The 20,413-nt window shown below is 38.8% G+C and carries 12 protein-coding genes; all 12 read right to left on the bottom strand.

Annotated elements, in window-relative coordinates:
• Positions 1–121: 121 nt before the first annotated feature.
• The 12 genes from FHS59_RS15630 to FHS59_RS15575 all read right to left on the bottom strand — a co-directional run bounded on the left by FHS59_RS15630 (position 122) and on the right by FHS59_RS15575 (position 20,181).
• Positions 122–736 carry a hypothetical protein gene (locus tag FHS59_RS15630; protein ID WP_184496356.1) on the bottom strand — a complete coding sequence of 205 codons (615 nt, stop codon included), beginning with the start codon at positions 734–736 and terminating at the stop codon, positions 122–124.
• Positions 733–1,077, bottom strand: a complete 345-nt coding sequence (locus FHS59_RS15625; protein WP_184496355.1) for a PadR family transcriptional regulator — start codon at positions 1,075–1,077, stop codon at positions 733–735. Before FHS59_RS15625 ends, FHS59_RS15630 begins: the two co-directional genes overlap by 4 nt.
• A 505-nt stretch (positions 1,078–1,582) precedes the next feature.
• A complete protein-coding gene (locus FHS59_RS15620; protein ID WP_184496354.1) occupies positions 1,583–2,494 on the bottom strand; it encodes a hypothetical protein in 912 nt (303 codons plus the stop codon).
• Between the two features lie 81 nt (positions 2,495–2,575).
• Complete coding sequence (locus FHS59_RS15615) at positions 2,576–2,785, bottom strand: helix-turn-helix domain-containing protein (RefSeq protein WP_184496353.1); 210 nt, start codon at positions 2,783–2,785, stop codon at positions 2,576–2,578.
• A gap of 3 nt (positions 2,786–2,788) precedes the next feature.
• On the bottom strand, positions 2,789–3,268 hold the full coding sequence (locus tag FHS59_RS15610) for a DUF2975 domain-containing protein (RefSeq protein WP_184496352.1): 480 nt from the start codon (positions 3,266–3,268) through the stop codon (positions 2,789–2,791).
• Between the two features lie 431 nt (positions 3,269–3,699).
• Positions 3,700–4,059, bottom strand: coding sequence for a VOC family protein (locus FHS59_RS15605; protein ID WP_184496351.1), 360 nt, complete (start codon positions 4,057–4,059; stop codon positions 3,700–3,702).
• A gap of 483 nt (positions 4,060–4,542) precedes the next feature.
• Positions 4,543–6,951, bottom strand: a complete 2,409-nt coding sequence (locus FHS59_RS15600) for an ABC transporter permease (RefSeq protein WP_184496350.1) — start codon at positions 6,949–6,951, stop codon at positions 4,543–4,545.
• Between the two features lie 289 nt (positions 6,952–7,240).
• Positions 7,241–9,664 carry an ABC transporter permease gene (locus FHS59_RS15595; RefSeq protein ID WP_184496349.1) on the bottom strand — a complete coding sequence of 808 codons (2,424 nt, stop codon included), beginning with the start codon at positions 9,662–9,664 and terminating at the stop codon, positions 7,241–7,243.
• A 232-nt stretch (positions 9,665–9,896) separates the two neighbouring features.
• Complete coding sequence (locus tag FHS59_RS15590; RefSeq protein WP_184496348.1) at positions 9,897–12,332, bottom strand: ABC transporter permease; 2,436 nt, start codon at positions 12,330–12,332, stop codon at positions 9,897–9,899.
• A gap of 146 nt (positions 12,333–12,478) precedes the next feature.
• Positions 12,479–14,905, bottom strand: a complete 2,427-nt coding sequence (locus FHS59_RS15585) for an ABC transporter permease (RefSeq protein WP_184496347.1) — start codon at positions 14,903–14,905, stop codon at positions 12,479–12,481.
• 177 nt (positions 14,906–15,082) lie between these two features.
• Positions 15,083–17,539, bottom strand: a complete 2,457-nt coding sequence (locus FHS59_RS15580; protein ID WP_184496346.1) for an ABC transporter permease — start codon at positions 17,537–17,539, stop codon at positions 15,083–15,085.
• 218 nt (positions 17,540–17,757) lie between these two features.
• Complete coding sequence (locus tag FHS59_RS15575) at positions 17,758–20,181, bottom strand: ABC transporter permease (protein ID WP_184496345.1); 2,424 nt, start codon at positions 20,179–20,181, stop codon at positions 17,758–17,760.
• Positions 20,182–20,413 lie beyond the last annotated feature (232 nt).

Genomic DNA, 20,413 nt, shown 5'->3' with positions numbered 1-20,413 from the left:
GGCATTATATCCAGATTAGCTGTCAATCTTGACCAAATTTTATAATGGTATTCACTTTCGATTAAGCAGATAACACTCACTTGTTCTTAGCCAATATTGACAGCAGAACATTTTTATTTAATTAAATCTGCTCTATTGATTTTTGGTACATTCGAAAAAACAGGAAAGGCAGAAATCCGAATGCAATTATTAATGTTCCTATAATAACTATTAAAGTACCGTATGGCATTCCGCTTGTCCTTAACATGATACCTAAACCAGCTACAATTGCGCCACTGAAGCCTAAAATAATTTTTAGCTTTTCAGATAAAGCTTTACCCAAGGTCATTTTATATCTATTAATAGCTAGCATTGGTAAAAAGAGTAATAAAAAGCAAATCATTCCATAGGTTAACATGTCTCCACCACCTTTCCAGCTTAAATACTTAAATAACCACCCAAGGGTCATGCTCATAGAGGCTAAAAGACCAATTAAATACATAATTTTTTTCATAGTAATTATCTTGTTAGAGTTTAACAAATAAATAGTTTCCTTTTGGATTTCCTCAAATCCATTGGGGCATATGTAATTCAAGGCCTTTACATAAGCAGTTTCAAATGAACTCCCTTTACTTAGTTCGTTTTCTATAAAGCAGCAAAAATGATCAAGCAAGTCATCTTTAAGTTCTGAAATAGAAATTTTACTTTTTTCAATTTCGCTTTTTATGAAAGAAACCTCTTTGTCATCTAAAATCATAGAAAAGAAACTTTTTGATGCGGAAATACAATATGCTGAATTGTCTTAATAAACTCACTGAGCTCATTATATAACACGATCTTTCTTTCCTTTCCCTGTTTTGTTATAGAATAATATTTTCGAATCCGCTTTCCTACATTCACTGTCTCAACTTCCACAAGACCATCAATCAAAAGCTTGTGTAAGGCAGGATACAAGGAACCTTCTTTAATTAAAATTTTATTGTCTGATAGTTCCTTTACTTTTTGAGTAATCTCATAGCCATACATTTTCCCATTTTCATCAAGTAATTTAAGCAGGATGGTTGTAAGAGTTCCTTTAATAAGTTCTGTTGAATTCATAATGCAAGTATACATAGAATTATAATACATCAAAATTCTATGCATATAAAATTTAAAAATAATCCACAGGATATTGCTGGGGGCTCCTCGCTAAACCCAGCCCTACCTGTCTATTTCGTTTATATCAGCAGTATACAAACTAGGTTTGAAGGTTGATGAATCCATATTGAGGAGTTAGAAGGAATTGTGATTCAAGTGAAAATCAATTTTCAAAAAAATAATTAAACCCTTTGGACTTATTGATCCGGATTTGAAATCCTGAATAATTGGAATTAATGGGTGATACCGCTGCGAAGGTTTTGTATAAAGAAATTGAGTAATTAAACTTATGATTATTCTTATAACAGCGGAGCGACTTTTCTATCAACCGAGGCGAAAGATTGATGCGGGTAATTTGCCTGGAAGACCTTTGAAACCAATATTGGATATACCGTGTATTAGCGGTTCGTTGTTTTTTCCGTTCTATACTTTTGCGGTTTTCATTGCCTTTAGTTTTCCTTTTTAACTATTGAACTCTTTTGTTCATAGTAAAGCTAAAGTCTTCATTTCCAATTAATGGGATGTTGTCTTGGTCAAGAAAAAACAAAACATTCTCGTCACCCAAAAGAAGCGATATGGGTTCAGCAAGATCGTTTGCATGAATTTTATATATTATAGCTTCTGGATTTGTAGCTGTCCCTTTGATAATTGCCCAAGTACCTGAAACGTCACGAGGTTGATTGTCTACAACTGTCCTTATGGTACAGGTTGTTGGAAGGTGTGTTACAGAATCTCTATTGAGAGTCAGTTTCCATTTCAACTTAAAACAAGTAATGCTGACTTTCATTTCGGGATGCCCTGCAGCAATTTCTTGGCAAGGGGTTCTTCCGTCAAATACCTGTTGCAAAGATTTGTCGTCTGGGATCGGTGAAGAAATTAAAATTTCTCCAGAATCAACAGCGACTTTTCTATTTAATGAATAGCTCCAACCACCATTTCCATTCATCAATTTGTTCTGAGGCGTCAAAATATGAAAGAGGTTTTCACTTATTTGGGTCATTGAAATTATTCCGGGTAATCCATCGCTTTTAAGTTGATAAATCTCCTTAAAGCCATTTTTCTCTCGATTATTCACAATCGAATAAGTCCCATTAAAGGTTTGTTTTTCGGCACTAATAAAGTCCAAAGTATTGGGTTTAGACTCTCCATAGGTAATATCCAGGGTGAATACATTTTCATTGTCCAAAATTAAATTCCACCGTATAAAATCGACTTTCGTTTGGTTGGGAATTGCCAGCATTGTTTTGATTAGGTCGTCGCCAGGGGTGCTTCCAATCAAAATAGTTTCAGATTTTGTGTTTTTTCCAAAACAGCTTGCTGTCAAAAATATGCATCCAACTAGAAGCGAATTTCGGATAATTGTTTTTACTGATTTCATAGCTTTTCCATTTTTCAATACTTATTAAAATCACTTGACTTTATCTCGAATATCTTCAATCAATTAGTTGTTTTATTTTCGCTATTCGTCATTTCTATACTCCAAAATGTCACCAGGCTGGCAGTCCATTGCTTTACAAATTGCTTCTAGGGTGCTAAAGCGAATTGCTTTGGCTTTCCCAGTTTTTAAAATGGATAGATTGGATAATGTCAACTCAACTCTTTCGGAAAGTTCATTCAGAGAAATTTTTCGCTTTGCCATCATCACATCTAAGTTTACAATTATTGACATAGCTTAAATTGTTAAGTCATTTTCAGATTTCATATCAATGGCATTTTGCAACAGTTTTTCAAATATTGCGGCAGCAGTTGCCACTACAATAGAAGCAAATGTCGATACGATGCACATGGCAAGAAAACCCGCAGCATCATCTTCTTTATCATGGAAAAACTTAATGTAGAGTCCAGCTAACACGATTAAAAAACTGAAAAGGACAGCACAATACTTTATATTTTTTAAAGCCTTTACAGAGATTGGTAAGAATACTTTATTCTGTCCTATGTGTCCAAGTAATTTGAAGGCATTGTACAGCCCCACAAAAAAAGTAATAGACGCGGCGTATCCGTACAAGATGAACGGGTCAGAGTATATGCTAATCAAGTCTAAGTTTGTCGCTCTGCCCTCCGTTAGTGGAACCCGTATCAAAATTACAAGAGCTACCAAGCCAATAAGTACGATGACGGCCTGAAGAAATAGTGTAGAAAATCTTTTCATATTGATTTTTCATTTTTTTATACTGATGTAATTATAATAAATATTTATTGATAAACAATAAATAATAACTGTTTATAGAAAATTATTTTCGAATGAACCAAAATTGAAAATTCACAATAGCATTAATTGATTTGGGATTTATTCAAAATGAGCAACAATAGGTATGGTAAGTTGAGGGACAGGAACTTAAACAGTCTGAATAGTAATAGGAGCCAAAAAAATATGATGCTTGATTACGGAACAAAACATCTATTGAAAATCGTAAAAATCTGATATTAAAAAATTTACCAATAATTGGTATGAGTAATCATACCTACAAGCATTGTTGCAAGCCTTTTGTTGGTCAATGGTTTTTTGTAAGATCAATTACAACATTGGGTTTCTTGGAAAAAATACAACTAAACTTAAGCTCTACTTGTATTGAAAAATTATTATTCGTCAATGGACGTATTATGACTAAATCTGATGATGTGTCCATCGGGACATTCTACTAGCATTTCTCTCATATTCCATTCCATACTTTCGGGTTTAGAAAGAATTTTTGCACTGCTATCTTTTATTAATTCATAATATTCGTCTACATCGTCAAGAACGATACTAAGCCAAGTACCAGGATGGCCTTGGTCTTCTTTACAGAAAAATATTTCCACATTGTCTCTGTAAACTCCTCCAAAAGTTGGCGGATCTTCCCATTCCCATTTATTTTCAAACTTAAGCTGCTTGATAAAATATTCAATGCTCTTTGAAACGTCTTTGGCGTATAGAATTGGGACTGCATTATCAAATTTCATGGCATTTTATTTAAATAATTAGATTAAAGGGACATTAGGTTTGTATAAAACGTTAGCTTAATGGATGCTCAAAAGTTTATTGTAAGGCCAATGATCTCCACTCCTGTCACCTGAACATTCATTAATACTTTATGACGAAATTGGTTTAATATTTTGGCTTTCGAATCAAGAGAACTATTACTCCATAAAAGGCAAATCTTAATTAATATCAGAATTCTGATTGTCTCCATTTTATAATTAATGTCAACACTTGTATTTACACAACTCCCACTACTCTATTGCATCTGTTTCTTAATTGTCCACACTAGGGTTGGAGATTGGTGAATTCAAATTAAGGGTTTCGTAGATGCGAATTGATAGCCTTGGATATTTTTTCTCAAGCATCCTTAAACATTAAAATAAATACACGAAGAACTCGAAATTTGAGAATTTAGACTTTAGACTTCAGACTTCTGATTTCTACTCACTTCGTATTTCTTGCTTTTACTCACTCTTCAAACTATTTACAGGATTCATCAATGCAGCTTTGAATGCTTGCAAACTTACTGTAGCAAGTGCAATAAGGATTGCCACCAAGCCAGAAACCGCAAACACCCACCACTCTATATTGATTCTATAAGCAAAATCCTGAATCCACTGATCCACCACATACCAGGAAACCGGAACTGCAATAACAATAGCAACCAATACCAGTTTGATAAAGTCCTTGGAAAGTATAGCGACCACCGTGGTCACTGATGCCCCCAACACCTTTCTGATTCCTATTTCTTTTACACGCTGCTCCAAGGTGAATGATACCAGACCAAAAAGCCCCAGACAGGAAATTAAGATGGAAAGTCCCGTAAGCATGCCGACTATAGCATTTACCGTTCGATCAGCTCTATACAATTCTTTAAAATGGTCGTCCAAAAACTGGTACTCAAATTCCCGTTCTGGCACCTGCGTATTCCAGATAGATTCAATTTGGGCAAGTGCTTCAGGTACATTCTCACCACTTATTTTCACGGACAATTCTTCAAATCCCCAATTGCGCTGATTGAATATGGTCAGGGTTTCTATTTTATGATGTAAGGAATTAAAGTTAAAATCCTTGACAATGCCCACAAGTCTCCCCGCCGAATCCATCCCGCTGAAACCGAATTGAGATCCTATCAATGACTCTATATCCCTATTCTCTCCATCCTTCTGGATAAGTTCCTTGGCCAATGATTCATTGATCAAGTACGTATTGCCGTTATCCGCTTCGGTATCATTAAAGTTTCGGCCTGCAATCAATTCAATCTTGTACACATCCAAAAAGTCCGGATCCACCACTACTTGTGAGGTAGCCAGATTTACTGCTGGCCCAACTCCATGAAATGTTATTCCTGTTTGATGAAGGTTATTTCCCAGTCGCTGACCGGAAGCTGTCACTTCTTCCACCTGCGAACTTGCAAGCAAGGCCTGCTTAAGCGTCTCGTATCGATCAGTTAAGCGCTGCCCAAAAGGAATAGTAATCACTTGTTCATGTTTGAATCCCAGGTCTTTTTCCTGCATAAACCTTACCTGCCGAGAGGCAAACAAGGTGGAGATAATCAGGAAAATAGCACAGCTAAATTGCACCACCACCAATATATTTCTAAAATCAGCCTTCCTTTTTCCAGTGACTGGAGAGCCTTTCAAAACCTTTACCGGATTAAAATTTGAAAGATAAAGCGCAGGGTATAAACCTGAAAGGGTTCCGACCAAAACAGCACCTAAAAGCATTGAAACCAGGAAAAGAGGACTTCTGAATAAAGGAAACTCGAGCTGCCGCTGGCTGAACTCATTCAGAAAAGGTAATGCTATTGACACCAAAATCGTAGCCAGCACCATAGCCATCAGGCTTATCACAATAGATTCACCGATAAACTGTAAGTAAAGTTGGGATTTGGAAGCGCCCGAAGCTTTTCTTACGCCAATCTCCATAGCTCGGCTTATTGATTTGGCAGATGATAAATTCACAAAATTGATCCCGGCGATAAAAAGTACGATCAGGGCGATGTAGAAGAATATTCTTGTGTATGCCCCGTCAAATTTCTGATAATTGATGTAATCATGGGTGATGTCCGTGGAACCGGCATGGACTTCACTTAAAGGCTGAAGAAAAAGCTCATATCCTCCTGCTCCTTCCTCTCCCATATGGGAAACTAGAAAGGCAGGAAACTTTGATTCCATTGCATCCAAATCCGCTCCATCTCCCAACTCAAGGTATGTGGTAAGCCAATTTCCGCCCCAGTTGTCCATGGCTTGAGGACCTACATAGCTGCTGAAAGATGTTAGCGCTTCAAATCTCAAATGGGAGTTTTCAGGGATATCTTCCAAAACAGCAGTGACAGTGTATGAAATAGTATCTTGTTCTGACAGCGTAAGGGATTTACCCATGGGAGATGTTTCGCCGAAAATCTTCTCAGCACTTTTCTCAGTCAAAACAATGCTGTAAGGCTCAGTCAATGCAGTGGCTCGGTTACCTTCTACAAGTTTGAAGTCAAAAATCTGGAAAAAGGAAGAATCTGCCCACATGGTTTCTGTAAGCATGGCTTCTTTTTCTTGATCTTTAAACCTCAATTCTCCACCTGGCCTTACCCTTGTGAAATTCATAATTTCAGGAAACTCTTCAAGCAAAGTCGGCCCCATGGGATACATGGACAAGGCAACTTTCTGAGGCGCTACCATACCTTCCCAATTCTGAACTTCATCCAGACGATAAATATTCTTGGTATGAATGCTATCAAAACCCCGCTCATAATTCACAAAAAGCATGATCATAATACAAACCGCCATACCTATGGACAGTCCGGCAATATTCAGGAAAGAAAAAAGCTTGTTCTTCCTGATATTTCTGAAGGCGATTTTTAGATAGTTTTTCAGCATAGCTTTGTGGATTGGAAGATTGAAAGATTACAAGATTGGAAGATTGAAAGGTTGTAAGGTTGTAAGGTTTTAAAGTTGTAAGGTTGAAAGGTTTTAGACTTCGATCCCGATAGCTAAAAGGATCGAAGTCTAGATACTTGATACCTACTTTCGGCAGGCAAGCTTGACTCTTAATTCCTTCCTTCGGAAGAAAGGCTTTGTACTTGGTACTTGGTACTTTTTACTTTGTACCTACCTTCGGCAGGAAATCTTGGTACTTGGTACTTTTTACTTCAGACTTCTTACTTCCCTACTCGCTTTTCAAACTCTTCACCGGATTCATCAATGCAGCTTTGATAGCTTGGAAACTAATCGTAACCAATGCTACAATTACCGCCAACACTCCTGAAATCAGGAACACCCACCAGTGAACAGGAACATGATAGGCAAAACCTTCTAGCCATTGATTCATTCCATACCAGGCCACAGGTGTAGCTACCAGAATAGCGATCAATACCAGTTTCACAAAGTCTTTAGATAGTAATCCTACAATGCTGCCGATATTCGCACCCAACACTTTCCGGATCCCGATTTCTTTGGTTCGCTGTTCTGCTGTGTAAGTGGCCAAGCCCAATAAGCCTAAACAGGCAATGAAAATCGCGAGAATAGAAAAGGTGGTAAAGATCTGTCTGAACCTGAAATCCGATTCATATTGTCTATTGAAATCCTCATCCAAAAAGCTGTAAATAAATGGCCTGTGTGGAGCCAATTGACTCCAAACTTGTTCGATTTGTGATAAAGTTGCAGGAAGATCTTCTGTTTTCAATTTTAGGCTCATATACCTACTGGCATATGCTTCAAACGGCAAAGTCAAAGGTTCTACTTTGTTATGAAGAGAAATGTAATTGAAATCCTTTACTACACCGATCACCGTTCCTGCTCTACCCCACTGATCGAATTTTTTACCAACCGCATCTGCAGGATTAGAATAGCCATATTGCCGGGCTGCAGCTTCATTGATCACCAAAGCAGAAGTGGAATCAGATGGATAATCCCTACTGTAAGATCTTCCAGCAACTAGCTCCAGATTGAAATGATCGATAAAATCCAATCCGACCTGAAAAATTGCCTGACCTTCCATGACCATTTCACCATCAGGATTCTCGATCGTCGTTCCAGCATTCGGAAAATGACTTCCGGGAACTGACCTAGAAAAGGCGACTGAGGCAATGTTTTGGTTTTTCTCCAACTCATTTTCCAAAGCAGAGGAGACATTGTTGACCTGCTCGTCATAGTTATAATCTACTACCAGCATTTGTTCTTTGTCAAAACCCATGTCCTTGTCCAATAAATGACTCATTTGGGTGTAAACAATGAGGGTGCCCGCAATCAAGGCGATGGAAAGGCTAAACTGAAAAACTACCAATCCTTTACGCAAATTTGCTCCCTTGGCATCTGACTTATTAATTCCTTTTAAGATGGCTACCGGTCTAAAACTCGATAGTACCAATGCTGGATAGGAACCTGCCAATAATCCCACAATCAAGACAATCCCAACAAAAAATGGGATAGTCTGCCAATTGATTACACGGTTGATTTGAAGTTCTTTACCGGTAAGTTGCTCCATTAATGGCAAGGCAACTGAAACTAAAATCACGGAGATTATGGCGGCCAGCAATACGATGATCAGAGATTCTTCCAAAAATTGAAAGATCAAGCTATTTTTATCTGCTCCTATGGATTTACGGATTCCCACTTCTTTGGCCCGCTCCATTGATCTGGCGGTAGAAAGATTCATAAAATTGATGATCGCAATCCCCAGGATAAACAGACCGATTATGGAGAAAATATAAATATTCGAAAGAGAAGCAGTTTCTCCCGGCTGTCGCTGAACTTCCGATCTGAGATACACATCCTTCAATGGTTCAATCCCAATAGTATAATTTGGCCCATTTTCTTCGCTAGCTCTTCTTTTAATGAATTCTGGGATTTTAGCCTCAAAAGCCTGCTGGTCAAATTGCTCATTGACCAAGAAATAGGTGTAAGTATCCACATAACCCCATGCATCAAATATTCCCGGTCTGGATTGATAAAAAGTACTTAAAGATAAAAGAGTATTAAACTTCAGATGGGAGTTTGAAGGGGAATCTTTCATCACCCCAGTAACAGTATAATCCCCTGCATTGGCTCTCCCAGCAACATCACTACCTTTCAGGGTTTTGCCTAAAGCCTGCTGGTCTCCAAAATATTTCTTTGCAGTGGTTTCAGAAAGCACGACGCTATATGGAGCTACCAATGCTTTTTTAGGATCTCCTTCAAGAAATTCGAATGAAAACACTTCAAAAAAAGTAGAATCCATAAAGACGATACCGTCTTCCTGTTGGGTTTGATCGCCCACGGTAAACAAGATATCTCCTTTTCCAGAAAACCGAACAACCTTCTCCACTTCAGGAAAATCCAATTCCAAAGCAGGTCCTACCGGAGCATTTCCCCAAACCCAATAGTCTTCTCTTGAATTATTGGCCTGTTCATCCTCTCCAAAATACCCATGAACAACTCTAAAAATCCGATCGCCCTTTTCATTGAATTGATCATAGGAAAGTTCGTCCTGCACAAACATAAAAATCAAGACACAGCAGGCCATTCCAATCCCCAATCCAACAATATTGATAAAGGAATAAACCTTCTTTTTCAGAAGATTTCTATAAGCGATTTTAAAGTAGTTCTTTAGCATGGTTTTATCAATTTGAAAATTGAAAGATTGGAAGATTGAAAAATTAGCCCTCCCCAATCCTTCATTACTCTCGATTCTTGGTTCTTAGTTCTTGCTTCTAGTTTCTTGACTCTTGTTTCTAAATTCAAAATACTAAATACTATATACTTTATACTTACCTTCTGCAGGCTAGCTTGATACTCGGTACATGGTACTTAATACTTTGTACTTTGTACTAGATACCTCTAACTTCCTATTCCCCTTTCAAATTGGAGGCGGGATTGATTCTTATAGATTTCAAAGCATGATAACTTACTGTCAATAGAGCCATCGTGGTGGCTACTAATCCAGAAACCACAAAGGTTTGCCAGCCAATTTCAATTTTGCTATCAAAGTCTTTCAGCCAATTTTCCATCAGGTAATAAGAAATTGGAGCTGCAATAACCAAGGAAACCAAAGTCATCAAGATGAATTTCTGAGTCAACATTCTGAAGATTCCATGAAGCGAAGCACCCAGTACTTTGCGGATACTCATTTCCTTGCTTCTCTGCTCAATCATATAGGCAGACAGCGCAAACAAGCCTAAACAAGCGACTAGAATAGCTAACACAGAAAAGCTGGTCAGGATGATTCGAACTCTACGGACATTACTATACATCTGCGCAAAGGAATCATCCATAAAAGCATATCGGAAGGCAAGATTTGGTGCAAATCCATTCCATTTTTGCTCAATTGATTTCAATAGCCCCTGCATATCGTCTGTATTTGCTTTCACCGACATAATTGTGTTGCTTTTGCCCATAAAGAGCGCTAGAGGCAATACGCGCTGTTTCATATTATCAAAGCGGAAATCTTTGACTACTCCAATAATTTCATTGACTTCACCGTATCTCGATATTTTCTTACCTATTGGATCTTCCAAAGCAAGTTCCTTTACCATTTCTTCGTTGACGATAGTTGCTTTCTTATCCGAAGCGATATTCTTATCAAAATTTCTTCCCGCTATTAATTCGATTCCAAGCGTCTCTAAATAATCCTCATCTACCTGCCAAACTTGGCCGGAGATACTTTCATCAATATTATCCCTACCTTCTTTGGTAAATTGATTGCCATTTCGCTTAGTCCCAGCCAATGGCAAAAAATCACTGATTGTAACTGATTCAATTCCGGAAATACGGGTTAATTCCTCCTTGAAAACTTGATCTTGATCCCCCAACATATTGGTACCATAGAGTTGAATCACCTGCTCCTTCTCAAACCCAACTTTTGAGTTCAGGATATGAGACATCTGCTTATTGATTACCAGTGTGCCAATAATCAGAATAATTGATATGCTGAATTGGAAGACCACCAGACTGCTTTGAAAGCCTCCTGATTTGCTACCCAGTCTCAATCTTCCTTTTAGAACATGGATGGGTGAAAAAGCTGATAAGTAAATGGATGGATAAAATCCTGCAAGACCACCAACCAATAAAGCAGCAACTAATAGAATTGGCAAGAATAACGGGTTTGACCAAGGTATCGTCAGTGCTATGCCTGTCATCTCTTGGAAAAGAGGCATAATGGACTCTGCCAGAATCAATCCTACTACAAACGCCATTAATGTCAATAGTATGGATTCCGCTAAAAATTGAAAGATCAAGTTCATTCTACTCGAACCAACTACCTTTCTCAGGCCAACTTCTTTTGCCCGATTGGCAGATTTAGCAGTGGAGAGATTCACAAAATTGATCGAAGCCAAAACCAGGATAAACAAGGCAACAGTCCCGAAAATCCAGACAATTTTGATATCATTTCTAAAACCTGATTCCTTGCCGATATTGGCGGAATACAAATGGATATCCGTCATTGGCTGTAGATATAACTCAGCTTTATCCTCCAATCCTTCTGCCATGGTCATGCCCATTGCCAACATGGCCGGTTTGAGGTATTGAATAATGACCGTGGAAGAAAGCGTTTTGTCAAATTCTTCTACATTGGTATCTGGTCTAAGCTGTAAGTAAGTTTTGTAATTGGACTGAACCCATCTATCCTGCTCACCCTTCCCAAATTCAACTCCCTTCATGGTCAAAAAGTATTTGTAGTCCAGGTGCGAGTTAGTTGGGAAATCCCTCATCACTGCAGTAATTCTTCTAGGATCTTCCCGATTTCCATTGAGGTAAATCACACTACCTACAGGATTTTGATCTTTAAAGAATTTCTTGGAAACAGATTCGGAAATGACAATAGACTTTGGTTCTGTCAATGCGGTTTTAGCATCACCGAATACCATGGGAATACTGAAAATATCCAAAACTTCCTGATCAGCATAAGCAAAACCTTCTTCATGGTGCTGCATTTCCTGGTCATTGATCTGAATTTCATTGGCTCCTGCTCCATAAAAAAGGTCATTATCCATGATCCTTCCTGCCTTTTCCACCTCATCAAAATCAGCATCAACTGTCCTAGCGAAATTGGCAGAAAAATGAACTCCTCTTTCTGTGCCATTACCTAAATTGATGCTGTTTACTACACGATAGATATTTTCGGAATTCGGGACGAATTTATCATAGCTGGTTTCGTGTAGAATATAAACAGCAATCAGGATACAAGCAGAAATACCAATGCTGAGTCCAGCAATATTGATAAAGGAAAAACCTTTGGCTTTCAGTATATTTCTCCAGGCGATTTTTAAATAGTTTTTCCACATTGGTTTTAAAGTTTTAAGGTTCAAAGGTTGAAAGGTTTTTTATCTACCACCTCACCTGTTGTTTTAAAATTCTTAATTCCAGATACTTTGTACTTGATACTTAATACTTCGTACTCGATACTTCGCGCTTCTTCAATCGTACTTCGTTACTCATCTTTCAAGCTCTTCACCGGATCCGCTTGGATACTTTTATAGGATTGAAAAAAGATTGTAGCCAAGGCTAAAGCCAAACAGGATATCGTAGCCAAAATCATTACCCAGATATTCAATCCTGTTTTATAGGCAAATTCTTCCAGCCATTGATCCATGAAATAAATGGCAAGTGGAATAGCGAATAGAATTGAAATACAGATCAATTTGAGGTAGGAAGCTGAAAGCATCATAAAAATCTCCATCATGGAAGCTCCAAAAACTTTTCTGATTCCAATTTCTTTCGTTCGCAGATGAGTGGTATAAGCTGTCAGTCCAAACAAGCCCAGACAGGCAATAATTATCGAAAGAAGTGTCAGAACTTTAAGCAGATCTGCCATCTTCATTTCAGATTGATATACCCTAGCAAAGTCTTGATCCAAAAAGGAATAATTCATTGGAACTCGAGGTTCGTAGGCTTTCCAGGCCTCTTCCAAAGCTGCCAAACCCGACTCCATCGAACCAGCCTGAACACGAACTGTGATGTAATCTCTTAAGAAATAATTGTCCATGTATTCGATAACCAATGGCTTGATTTCATTCCGAAACGACTCAAAATTGAAATCTTCCACCATGCCGATCACTTCCAAAGTTGCCTCATCATCTTCACCTCTGTTTTTGGTCAAAATCTGCCCCACAGGATCGTCCAAGATCCCAAAGAACTTAGCTGCCTGCTGGTTGATGACTACTTTGCCCGAATCTGCTCTTGCTGTCCTTGCAAAGTTTCTCCCGGCTAGTAAGTTGATCTGATAAGTGTCGATATAGTCTGCATCTGCTTCATACCAATTCATCCCCTGCTCTTCTACCGCATCCTGCACATTAAAAGATCGCATCTGGAACTGGCCTGACATTGGAATTCCAGTAGAAAAACTCAGGGATTGTATATGGGAACTTGAAGCAAACCTTCCTTTGAAGTCCTCCCGCTGATGATTTTGAATTTCCCCGTCATTATGAATGATAAGCAACTGATCTTTATCAAATCCAGGATTGGTGTTTTGGATAAAATTCATCTGCCGCTGCACCATCAGAGTACAAATGATCAAAGTCAAAGAAGTGGCAAACTGAAATACAACCAAGGCGTTTCTGAAAGCATGTGAATTCTTCCCTACCGACAATTGCTTTTTCATAATCAGCAAAGGTTTGAAAGAACTCAAATAGAAAGCTGGATAAAATCCTGATAAAAGGGTCAGGACAATTAATAATGAAGGAATTGCTACCAAGACCATCGGATTTCCAATCAGATTAAACTGAAGGTCCTTTCCTGAAATTTGATTGAACAGGGAATTTGATAACTGTACTACCAAAAGGGAAAGGAAAATGGAAATGAGAACGATAATAAATGCTTCTGTCAGGAATTGGTAAACAAGCTGAGATTTTTTGGAGCCCATCACCTTTCTTACTCCGACTTCCATAGACCGAAGCCCAGCTTTGGCGGTAGCCAGATTCATAAAATTGATACAGGCCAAAAGCAAGACGAATATGGCAACCAATGAAAAAATATAAACATAGCTTTCGTAGCTATTGGCTTCAAATTCACGGAGCAGATGTGAATTAAGATGAATGTCCTGAATAGGCATCAACTGTAGGTTGTAATCCGTACTTCCATCTTCAGAATTAAGCGATGGCATCGCATAATTCTCCACAATCTGAGCGAGCTTGGAGGAAACTGCTTGTTGATTTCCTTCCGCTATTTTGGCATAAGTATAGAGAATTGGCCAAGACCAAGAATCCATTAAAAAAATCTCCTGATACATCCCTGGCTCATAAACCAGCATATCAAAATGCATATGAGATTGAGCAGGTATATCCTTGATCACTGCAGCAATCTCCCTAGGTGTGGGATCATTACTTCCGATCAATAAGACCTTCCCAAGGACTTCCTGCGGTGAAATATCTCCAAAATACTTTCTCGAAAGAGATTCTGTAATTACAATAAAGTTGGGTTCAGAAAGTGCCTTTTCTTTGCTCCCAGCCAGGATAGGCATATCAAAAACCTTGAAAAAGTTAGGCTCAGCGTAATACACTTTTTCTTCCCGAAAGACCTGTTCTTTATTGACTCCTGAGCCAGGCTGAATGGTAAAATCATTCCATTTTAAAATCCGGGTAACTGCCTCAACTTCCGGAATATCGGATTCCATTCTTGGACCCAATGCCGGTGGAGCGGTGGCATAACTTGCCGAATTAAAGTTACCCCAATGCGTACTGACCCTATAGATAGAATCGGAGTCTGATAAATAGCTATCATACCGCAATTCATCCTGGATAAAAAGCATAATCATCAAAAACCCGCTGATACCCAGAGTCAAACCAAAGATATTCAGTCCAGTATATAGTCTGTTTTTCTTTAATACTCTCCAGGCAATTTTTATATAATTTTTCAGCATGCTTTTATCAGTTGAAGTCCGCCGTGGCGGATTGAAAAATTAGATCCTCCTAATCCTTCATTCTAATCTTAAATACTCTTGTCTCTTATTTCTTGGTTCTTGGTTCTTGATTCTAAATTTTAAATACATAGTTTTAGACACCTACCTTAGACAGGCAAGCATGGTACTTCATACTTTCTACTCACTTTTTAGACTATCCACTGGGTTCATCAAAGCTGCTTTGACACTTCGGATACAAATGGTACCAAAAGCAATTAGCAAAGTAATTCCTGCCGCCAAGGCATAAATCCACCAAGCGATATCGATATGGTAGGCAAAATTCTCAAGCCACAAATCCATAAAGAAATATCCAGCAGGGAATGCAATAATCAGGGAAATCACAACCAGTTTGATAAAGTCTTTTGCCAGCATTCCGACGATTTGATTGACAGTAGAACCCAGCACTTTTCGGATCCCGATTTCTTTGATCCGCTGCTCGGCAGTGAAAGTCACCAAACCAAACAGTCCCAAACAAGCCACGAAAATGGTCATCAAAGAAAGGACAGTTAGAAAAGAGCCCATCTTGGCTTCTTTTATATAGGTCTCATTATACAATTCATCCAAAAAGGCATAGTGGAACGCCTCACCTGTATTGAAACCATTCCAAGTAGTTTCCATATCGGAAAGCAAAGGTTGGATTTCAGACTTTTCTACTTTCAGAATGAGGCTATAATAAGGGTTGTAAACCATCATCAGAGGCTTAATTGGTTCGCGTAGTGATTTAGATACAAAATCCTTCACAACGCCTATCACATGGACCTCTTCTCTTCCACCTTTGAGGTCTGTTATTAATTCAAAGACAGTCCCAATTGGATCACCTTCTATCCCCAATTCCTTTACTGCAGTTTCATTCAGGATAATATTATTCTTTTCGCTTCCCATTTGCATCGAAAAGTTTCTTCCTGCGATTAGCTCCATCCCAAGTGTGGGAATATACTCTTCATCGATCCCATATTGCATCATTCGAACTGTGTGGGAAGGATCATCTTTTAGAACCAGGTTCTGCACATTGTTATCTGTAGGACCCGAAGGGATATAGGCAGAATTCGTAACGCTTAGGATTCGAGGATCCGCTTTCAACTTGTCCGTAAACACACCTAAATGCTCCCCGATCAAGCCGGCATCTCTCAACACAATCAATTGCTCCCTGTCGTATCCAATATCCTTGTTTTGAATGAAGTTCATTTGTTGGGAAACGACCAGAGTAGAAATAATCAGGGCAACCGATACGGCAAATTGAAATACCACTAGGCCACTTCTAAACGCACTCCTATTTGATTTTGAAATCTTTTTCTTCAAAGAATCGATCGGCTTAAATCCTGATAAAAAGAATGCCGGATACCCACCTGCCAGCATCGTAACGATGAAGATCAAAATCCCCAAAGAGATTAAAAATTCAGGTTGAAGCAGAGACAAAACGGACAAGGATTTATCTGAAAATTCATTGAAATAAGGAAGAGCGATTGAGGTCATTAAAATCCCCAAAACCATTGCGAAACAAATGGCCAAGAAGGATTCTGACAAAAACTGATAAATGAGATGTTGTTTATCAGAGCCCATCACTTTTCTGACACCTATTTCCTTTACCCGCTGAGAAGCCCCAGCAGTGGAGAGGTTCATGAAATTGATGCAGGCAATCAGGAGCATGAAAACAGCAATAGCACAATAGATGAGTACCGTTTGCATATCACCACCGGCCTCGAAATTCCCAGATCCATTGTGTTTAGAATCAAGATGGATATCGCCTAAAGCCTGTAGTTTGAGATAGATATAATTCCCTTTCTCAAAAAACTCATCAAAGTCCATCCCCAAACCTTCCTTCAACTGCCCTTCCATATATTTTTTAGAAATCGCGGGCAGGTTCTCTTCAATTCGGGCAGGGTCTACCCCTGGATCCAATAGCAAGTAGGTCACATAGCTTCCAGAGATCCATTTTTGTTTTTTTGCATCGGGATTTCCAAGCATGGAAATGAGCAAATCAAAGTAAAAATGTGAATTAGTAGGAATGTTTTTGATAACACCGGTTACAGTGTAATCCCCAGCAAAATCCTGGTATTTATCGGCATAAAGACCTATATCTTCAAGTCGGATCACCTTATTGATCGGATCATCTTCTCCAAAAATTGCTTTGGCCTGATCTTCGGTCAACACTACGGTATTTGGCTTATCCAAAGAAGAATTTGCATCACCTTTTACAAAAGGCAGTGTGAAAATCTGGAAAAAATTAGGATCAACAATGGCAGTGGTTCCCTTTCTGATCACCTGATCACCCAGCATGATTTTAGTTTCTGATCTAACTTTTACCGCTCTGGTTGCATCTTGCACTCCAGGAACTTCCTCTTTTAAAGTGGCTGCAAGCGGAGCCATGACACTTGCCTCTTCCAAGTGCTCATTCGCAATTTTTGCCTCAAGGTTCACTCGATATATTTGATCACCTTTTTTATAAAACGTATCATAGCTAAACTCCTCAACCACATAAAGGCTAATGACCAAACAGGTTGCGATCCCTAAGGAAAGCCCCAGAATATTAATGGCGGATACCAGTTTATTCTTTTTTAGGCTTCTCCAGGCAATTTTTAAATTGTTTTTTAGCATTGTTTTCTAGGTGTAAAAGGTTGGAGTATTTCATCAAACCCTTTATTCATCGATCGATAATCTTATTTCTATTGTACTTTTTAAATTCTCCAAAAAGCGATTAGTTTTTAAATCTTTCTCCCTTTTCGAAAACACCGTATTTCGTATTTCAGAATTCTGACTTCTGATTTCTGACTTCGTATTTCAGACTTCTCCCTTCTGACTTCTGACTTTTCATTTTATTCATCCGATAGACTATCCACAGGATTTGCCAAAGCTGAACGGATGGCCTTTGAACCCACCGTCAATCCTGTTATCAGCAAGGAACAGATCATCACGATTACAAATAGTCCTGTGGAGAAAGGAATTTTAAAGGCAAAGTTCTCAAGCCATCTTTCCATCATCCAGTAAGCAATCGGAACGGCAATAAAGAATGCCAATAGTACCATAAGAAAATATTCTCTAGTCAATAGGTAGGTGATTTGGGAAACGGAAGCCCCCAACACCTTGCGAATGCCAATTTCTTTTACTTTTTGACTGATCATAAAAGAAACCAGGCCATATAAACCTATACAGGAAATCAATATGGAGATGGCTGCAAAAATCTTGAACACCAAGGCCAATTTTTGCTCGCTTTCATAGAACTTCTGAATCGATTCATCCAGGAAGTATCCATGATAAATCTGCTCTGGATAGACCTTTTCGAAAGTTTTTTCTACACTGGCAATACTTTCCAAGGATGCATTTTGATCCATTTTCAATCCTACCACCCGATAAAAATCCTTTTTCGGAGCGATCACCAATTGTTTGATCTCATCTCTCAAAGAATTAACTGTGAAATCTTTAATCACTCCTGAGATGGTGGCCCATTCTTTCATCATGCCCAACCTAAACTGCTTTCCGATTGCATCATTTGGATCTTCGATCAAAAGTCGCTTGGCCATCGTTTCATTGATGACAACTTCCTTGATCGTATCACTGATTTGATAGGGGCCTCCGGCCAAAAACTCTATCCCGTAAGTCTTGAAGTAATTCTCATCACCAAACTTGGCATATGCCGGAAAAGGAACGTCTTCTGACTTTCCATCGAAATAGAAATTAAACAGGCTGTTATTATCAGAGGCAGGCACATCTGAAGCCAAGCTTACCGTGGTGACGCTTGGATTGGAAAGCAATTCTTGCTTGAAATAATCAATTCTCCTTTCGGTATTCGTATCAAAAGGAACTTCCACAAAGTAGACATGCTCCTTGGTAAATCCGAGATCTGCATCCTGCACCATGTTCATTTGTTGGATGGCAATGATCGTACTGATCATCAAAATCTGGGCAATTGCAAACTGTACGACAACCAATGCTTTACGCACTGAAATCCCACCAAATTGGTTTGGCTGGAATCTGCTTTTCAAGGCGTGAATCGGTTTGAACTTTGAAATCACCAAGGCTGGATAAAAACCCGATAACAAGGTCAAAGTCAACACGAGAACTCCTACAAAACCCATAATTACGGGTTGGAAAAAGTCCATTTTCTCAGGTACATCTGCTATCAAACTCAGAAAAGGCAATAGGAAAGTGGCCCCTAAAACCCCTATCAAGGTCGCCAAAACAACTGAAAGGAATGTTTCTCCAAAGGATTGGAAGATAATCTGGGTTTTCGTGCTGCCCATCACTTTCCTTACCCCGATCTCTTTTCCTTTTCCGATCGCCCGGGAAGTTGCCAGATTCACAAAGTTGATGGAAGCCATCACCAAGATAAACAGGCCAATAATGACCAAGGTATTGACAGTAGACAATCTGGTGACACTGCCACTGATGCTTCCGTATTGCTGGTCAAAATGAATTTCTGAGTAAGGCTGTAAAAGAAGAGATTTTTCTGATGTCCCTCTTCCCTCAAAATTTTTCTTGGTAAAGCCATCCAAAGCTGCTTGGGCAGTTGCGATATCAGCATTGTCTGCCAAACTCACATAGAGTTGGTTGTCGCTACCCAAACTTCCCCAAGACTCAAAATCAAAATCATAAATGTCAGGATTCGACCTCACCGTTTGGTAAGAAACCAGCATATCAAAAAACATATTACTGTTATCCGGAATATCTTCTACAATCCCTCCAACTGCCAATTTCAGACCATTGGAAAACTCCAAGCTTTTGTTTTCTGCTTTTTCCCAATCTCCAAAAAACTTCTCAGCAGTGGTCTTGGTAAGGATAATGACATTCGGATTTGCCAGATTTTCGATAGTTCCCGTAGCAAATTGCAAATCAAAAAGATCTGCAAAATCAGGTGTAGTGTATAGAGAATAATCTATTTCATATTTATCAGGAATCCCGGATTTCTCTCCTTGCTCGTAGATATTGACTTGGGTGTTATAGACCGATTTTACCGGCACTACTTCTCCAAAAGGCAAGTTGTCCGCAGCAATTGCATCGGGAACAGGGTTATTCACTCCTGGATTGTAATCGAATCCATCCGGGTATTTGTCTTTGGAAACGATCCGATAAATTTCATTGTAGTGACTTTGAAACTTATCAAAACTCATTTCATACTGAATGATCACAAAAAGTAATAGAGATGCGGTAATCCCTATGGCCAGACCAAGAATATTGATGGCACCAGCCCACTTGCTCCGGATCAAGTTTCTCCAGGCTACTTTTAAATAATTTGTAAACATATTGGCAATAGTTTCGGTATTTCTAAATCTCGAGATTGAAAATCCCTACCAACTATTCCAGTTTTATGCCATACAAAAAACCCTTTTTCCTGCTAGCAAAGGGGTTTTTAGTCTTGGATATTAAAATCAATCGGACATTTTTGTTCGCTGGTGGGCAATGTCCTTTGAAGAGTAGTAAAACCTTAACGTCATTGCGAGCGAAGCGTCGCAATCCAGTTGAATAAAAAAAGAT

The organism is Algoriphagus iocasae (genome assembly GCF_014206875.1).
In the GTDB taxonomy this organism is placed as follows: Bacteria; Bacteroidota; Bacteroidia; order Cytophagales; family Cyclobacteriaceae; genus Algoriphagus; species Algoriphagus iocasae.
This window is presented reverse-complemented; position numbering and strand designations above follow the sequence as displayed.

Coding starts and splice junctions, on each gene's coding strand:
- FHS59_RS15605 (WP_184496351.1), bottom strand. CDS start 4,059: ATGAAATTTGATAATGCAGTCCCAATTCTATACGCCAAAGACGTTTCA.
- FHS59_RS15610 (WP_184496352.1), bottom strand. CDS start 3,268: ATGAAAAGATTTTCTACACTATTTCTTCAGGCCGTCATCGTACTTATT.
- FHS59_RS15600 (WP_184496350.1), bottom strand. CDS start 6,951: ATGCTGAAAAACTATCTAAAAATCGCCTTCAGAAATATCAGGAAGAAC.
- FHS59_RS15575 (WP_184496345.1), bottom strand. CDS start 20,181: ATGTTTACAAATTATTTAAAAGTAGCCTGGAGAAACTTGATCCGGAGC.
- FHS59_RS15585 (WP_184496347.1), bottom strand. CDS start 14,905: ATGCTGAAAAATTATATAAAAATTGCCTGGAGAGTATTAAAGAAAAAC.
- FHS59_RS15590 (WP_184496348.1), bottom strand. CDS start 12,332: ATGTGGAAAAACTATTTAAAAATCGCCTGGAGAAATATACTGAAAGCC.
- FHS59_RS15615 (WP_184496353.1), bottom strand. CDS start 2,785: ATGTCAATAATTGTAAACTTAGATGTGATGATGGCAAAGCGAAAAATT.
- FHS59_RS15580 (WP_184496346.1), bottom strand. CDS start 17,539: ATGCTAAAAAACAATTTAAAAATTGCCTGGAGAAGCCTAAAAAAGAAT.
- FHS59_RS15625 (WP_184496355.1), bottom strand. CDS start 1,077: ATGAATTCAACAGAACTTATTAAAGGAACTCTTACAACCATCCTGCTT.
- FHS59_RS15595 (WP_184496349.1), bottom strand. CDS start 9,664: ATGCTAAAGAACTACTTTAAAATCGCTTATAGAAATCTTCTGAAAAAG.
- FHS59_RS15630 (WP_184496356.1), bottom strand. CDS start 736: ATGATTTTAGATGACAAAGAGGTTTCTTTCATAAAAAGCGAAATTGAA.
- FHS59_RS15620 (WP_184496354.1), bottom strand. CDS start 2,494: ATGAAATCAGTAAAAACAATTATCCGAAATTCGCTTCTAGTTGGATGC.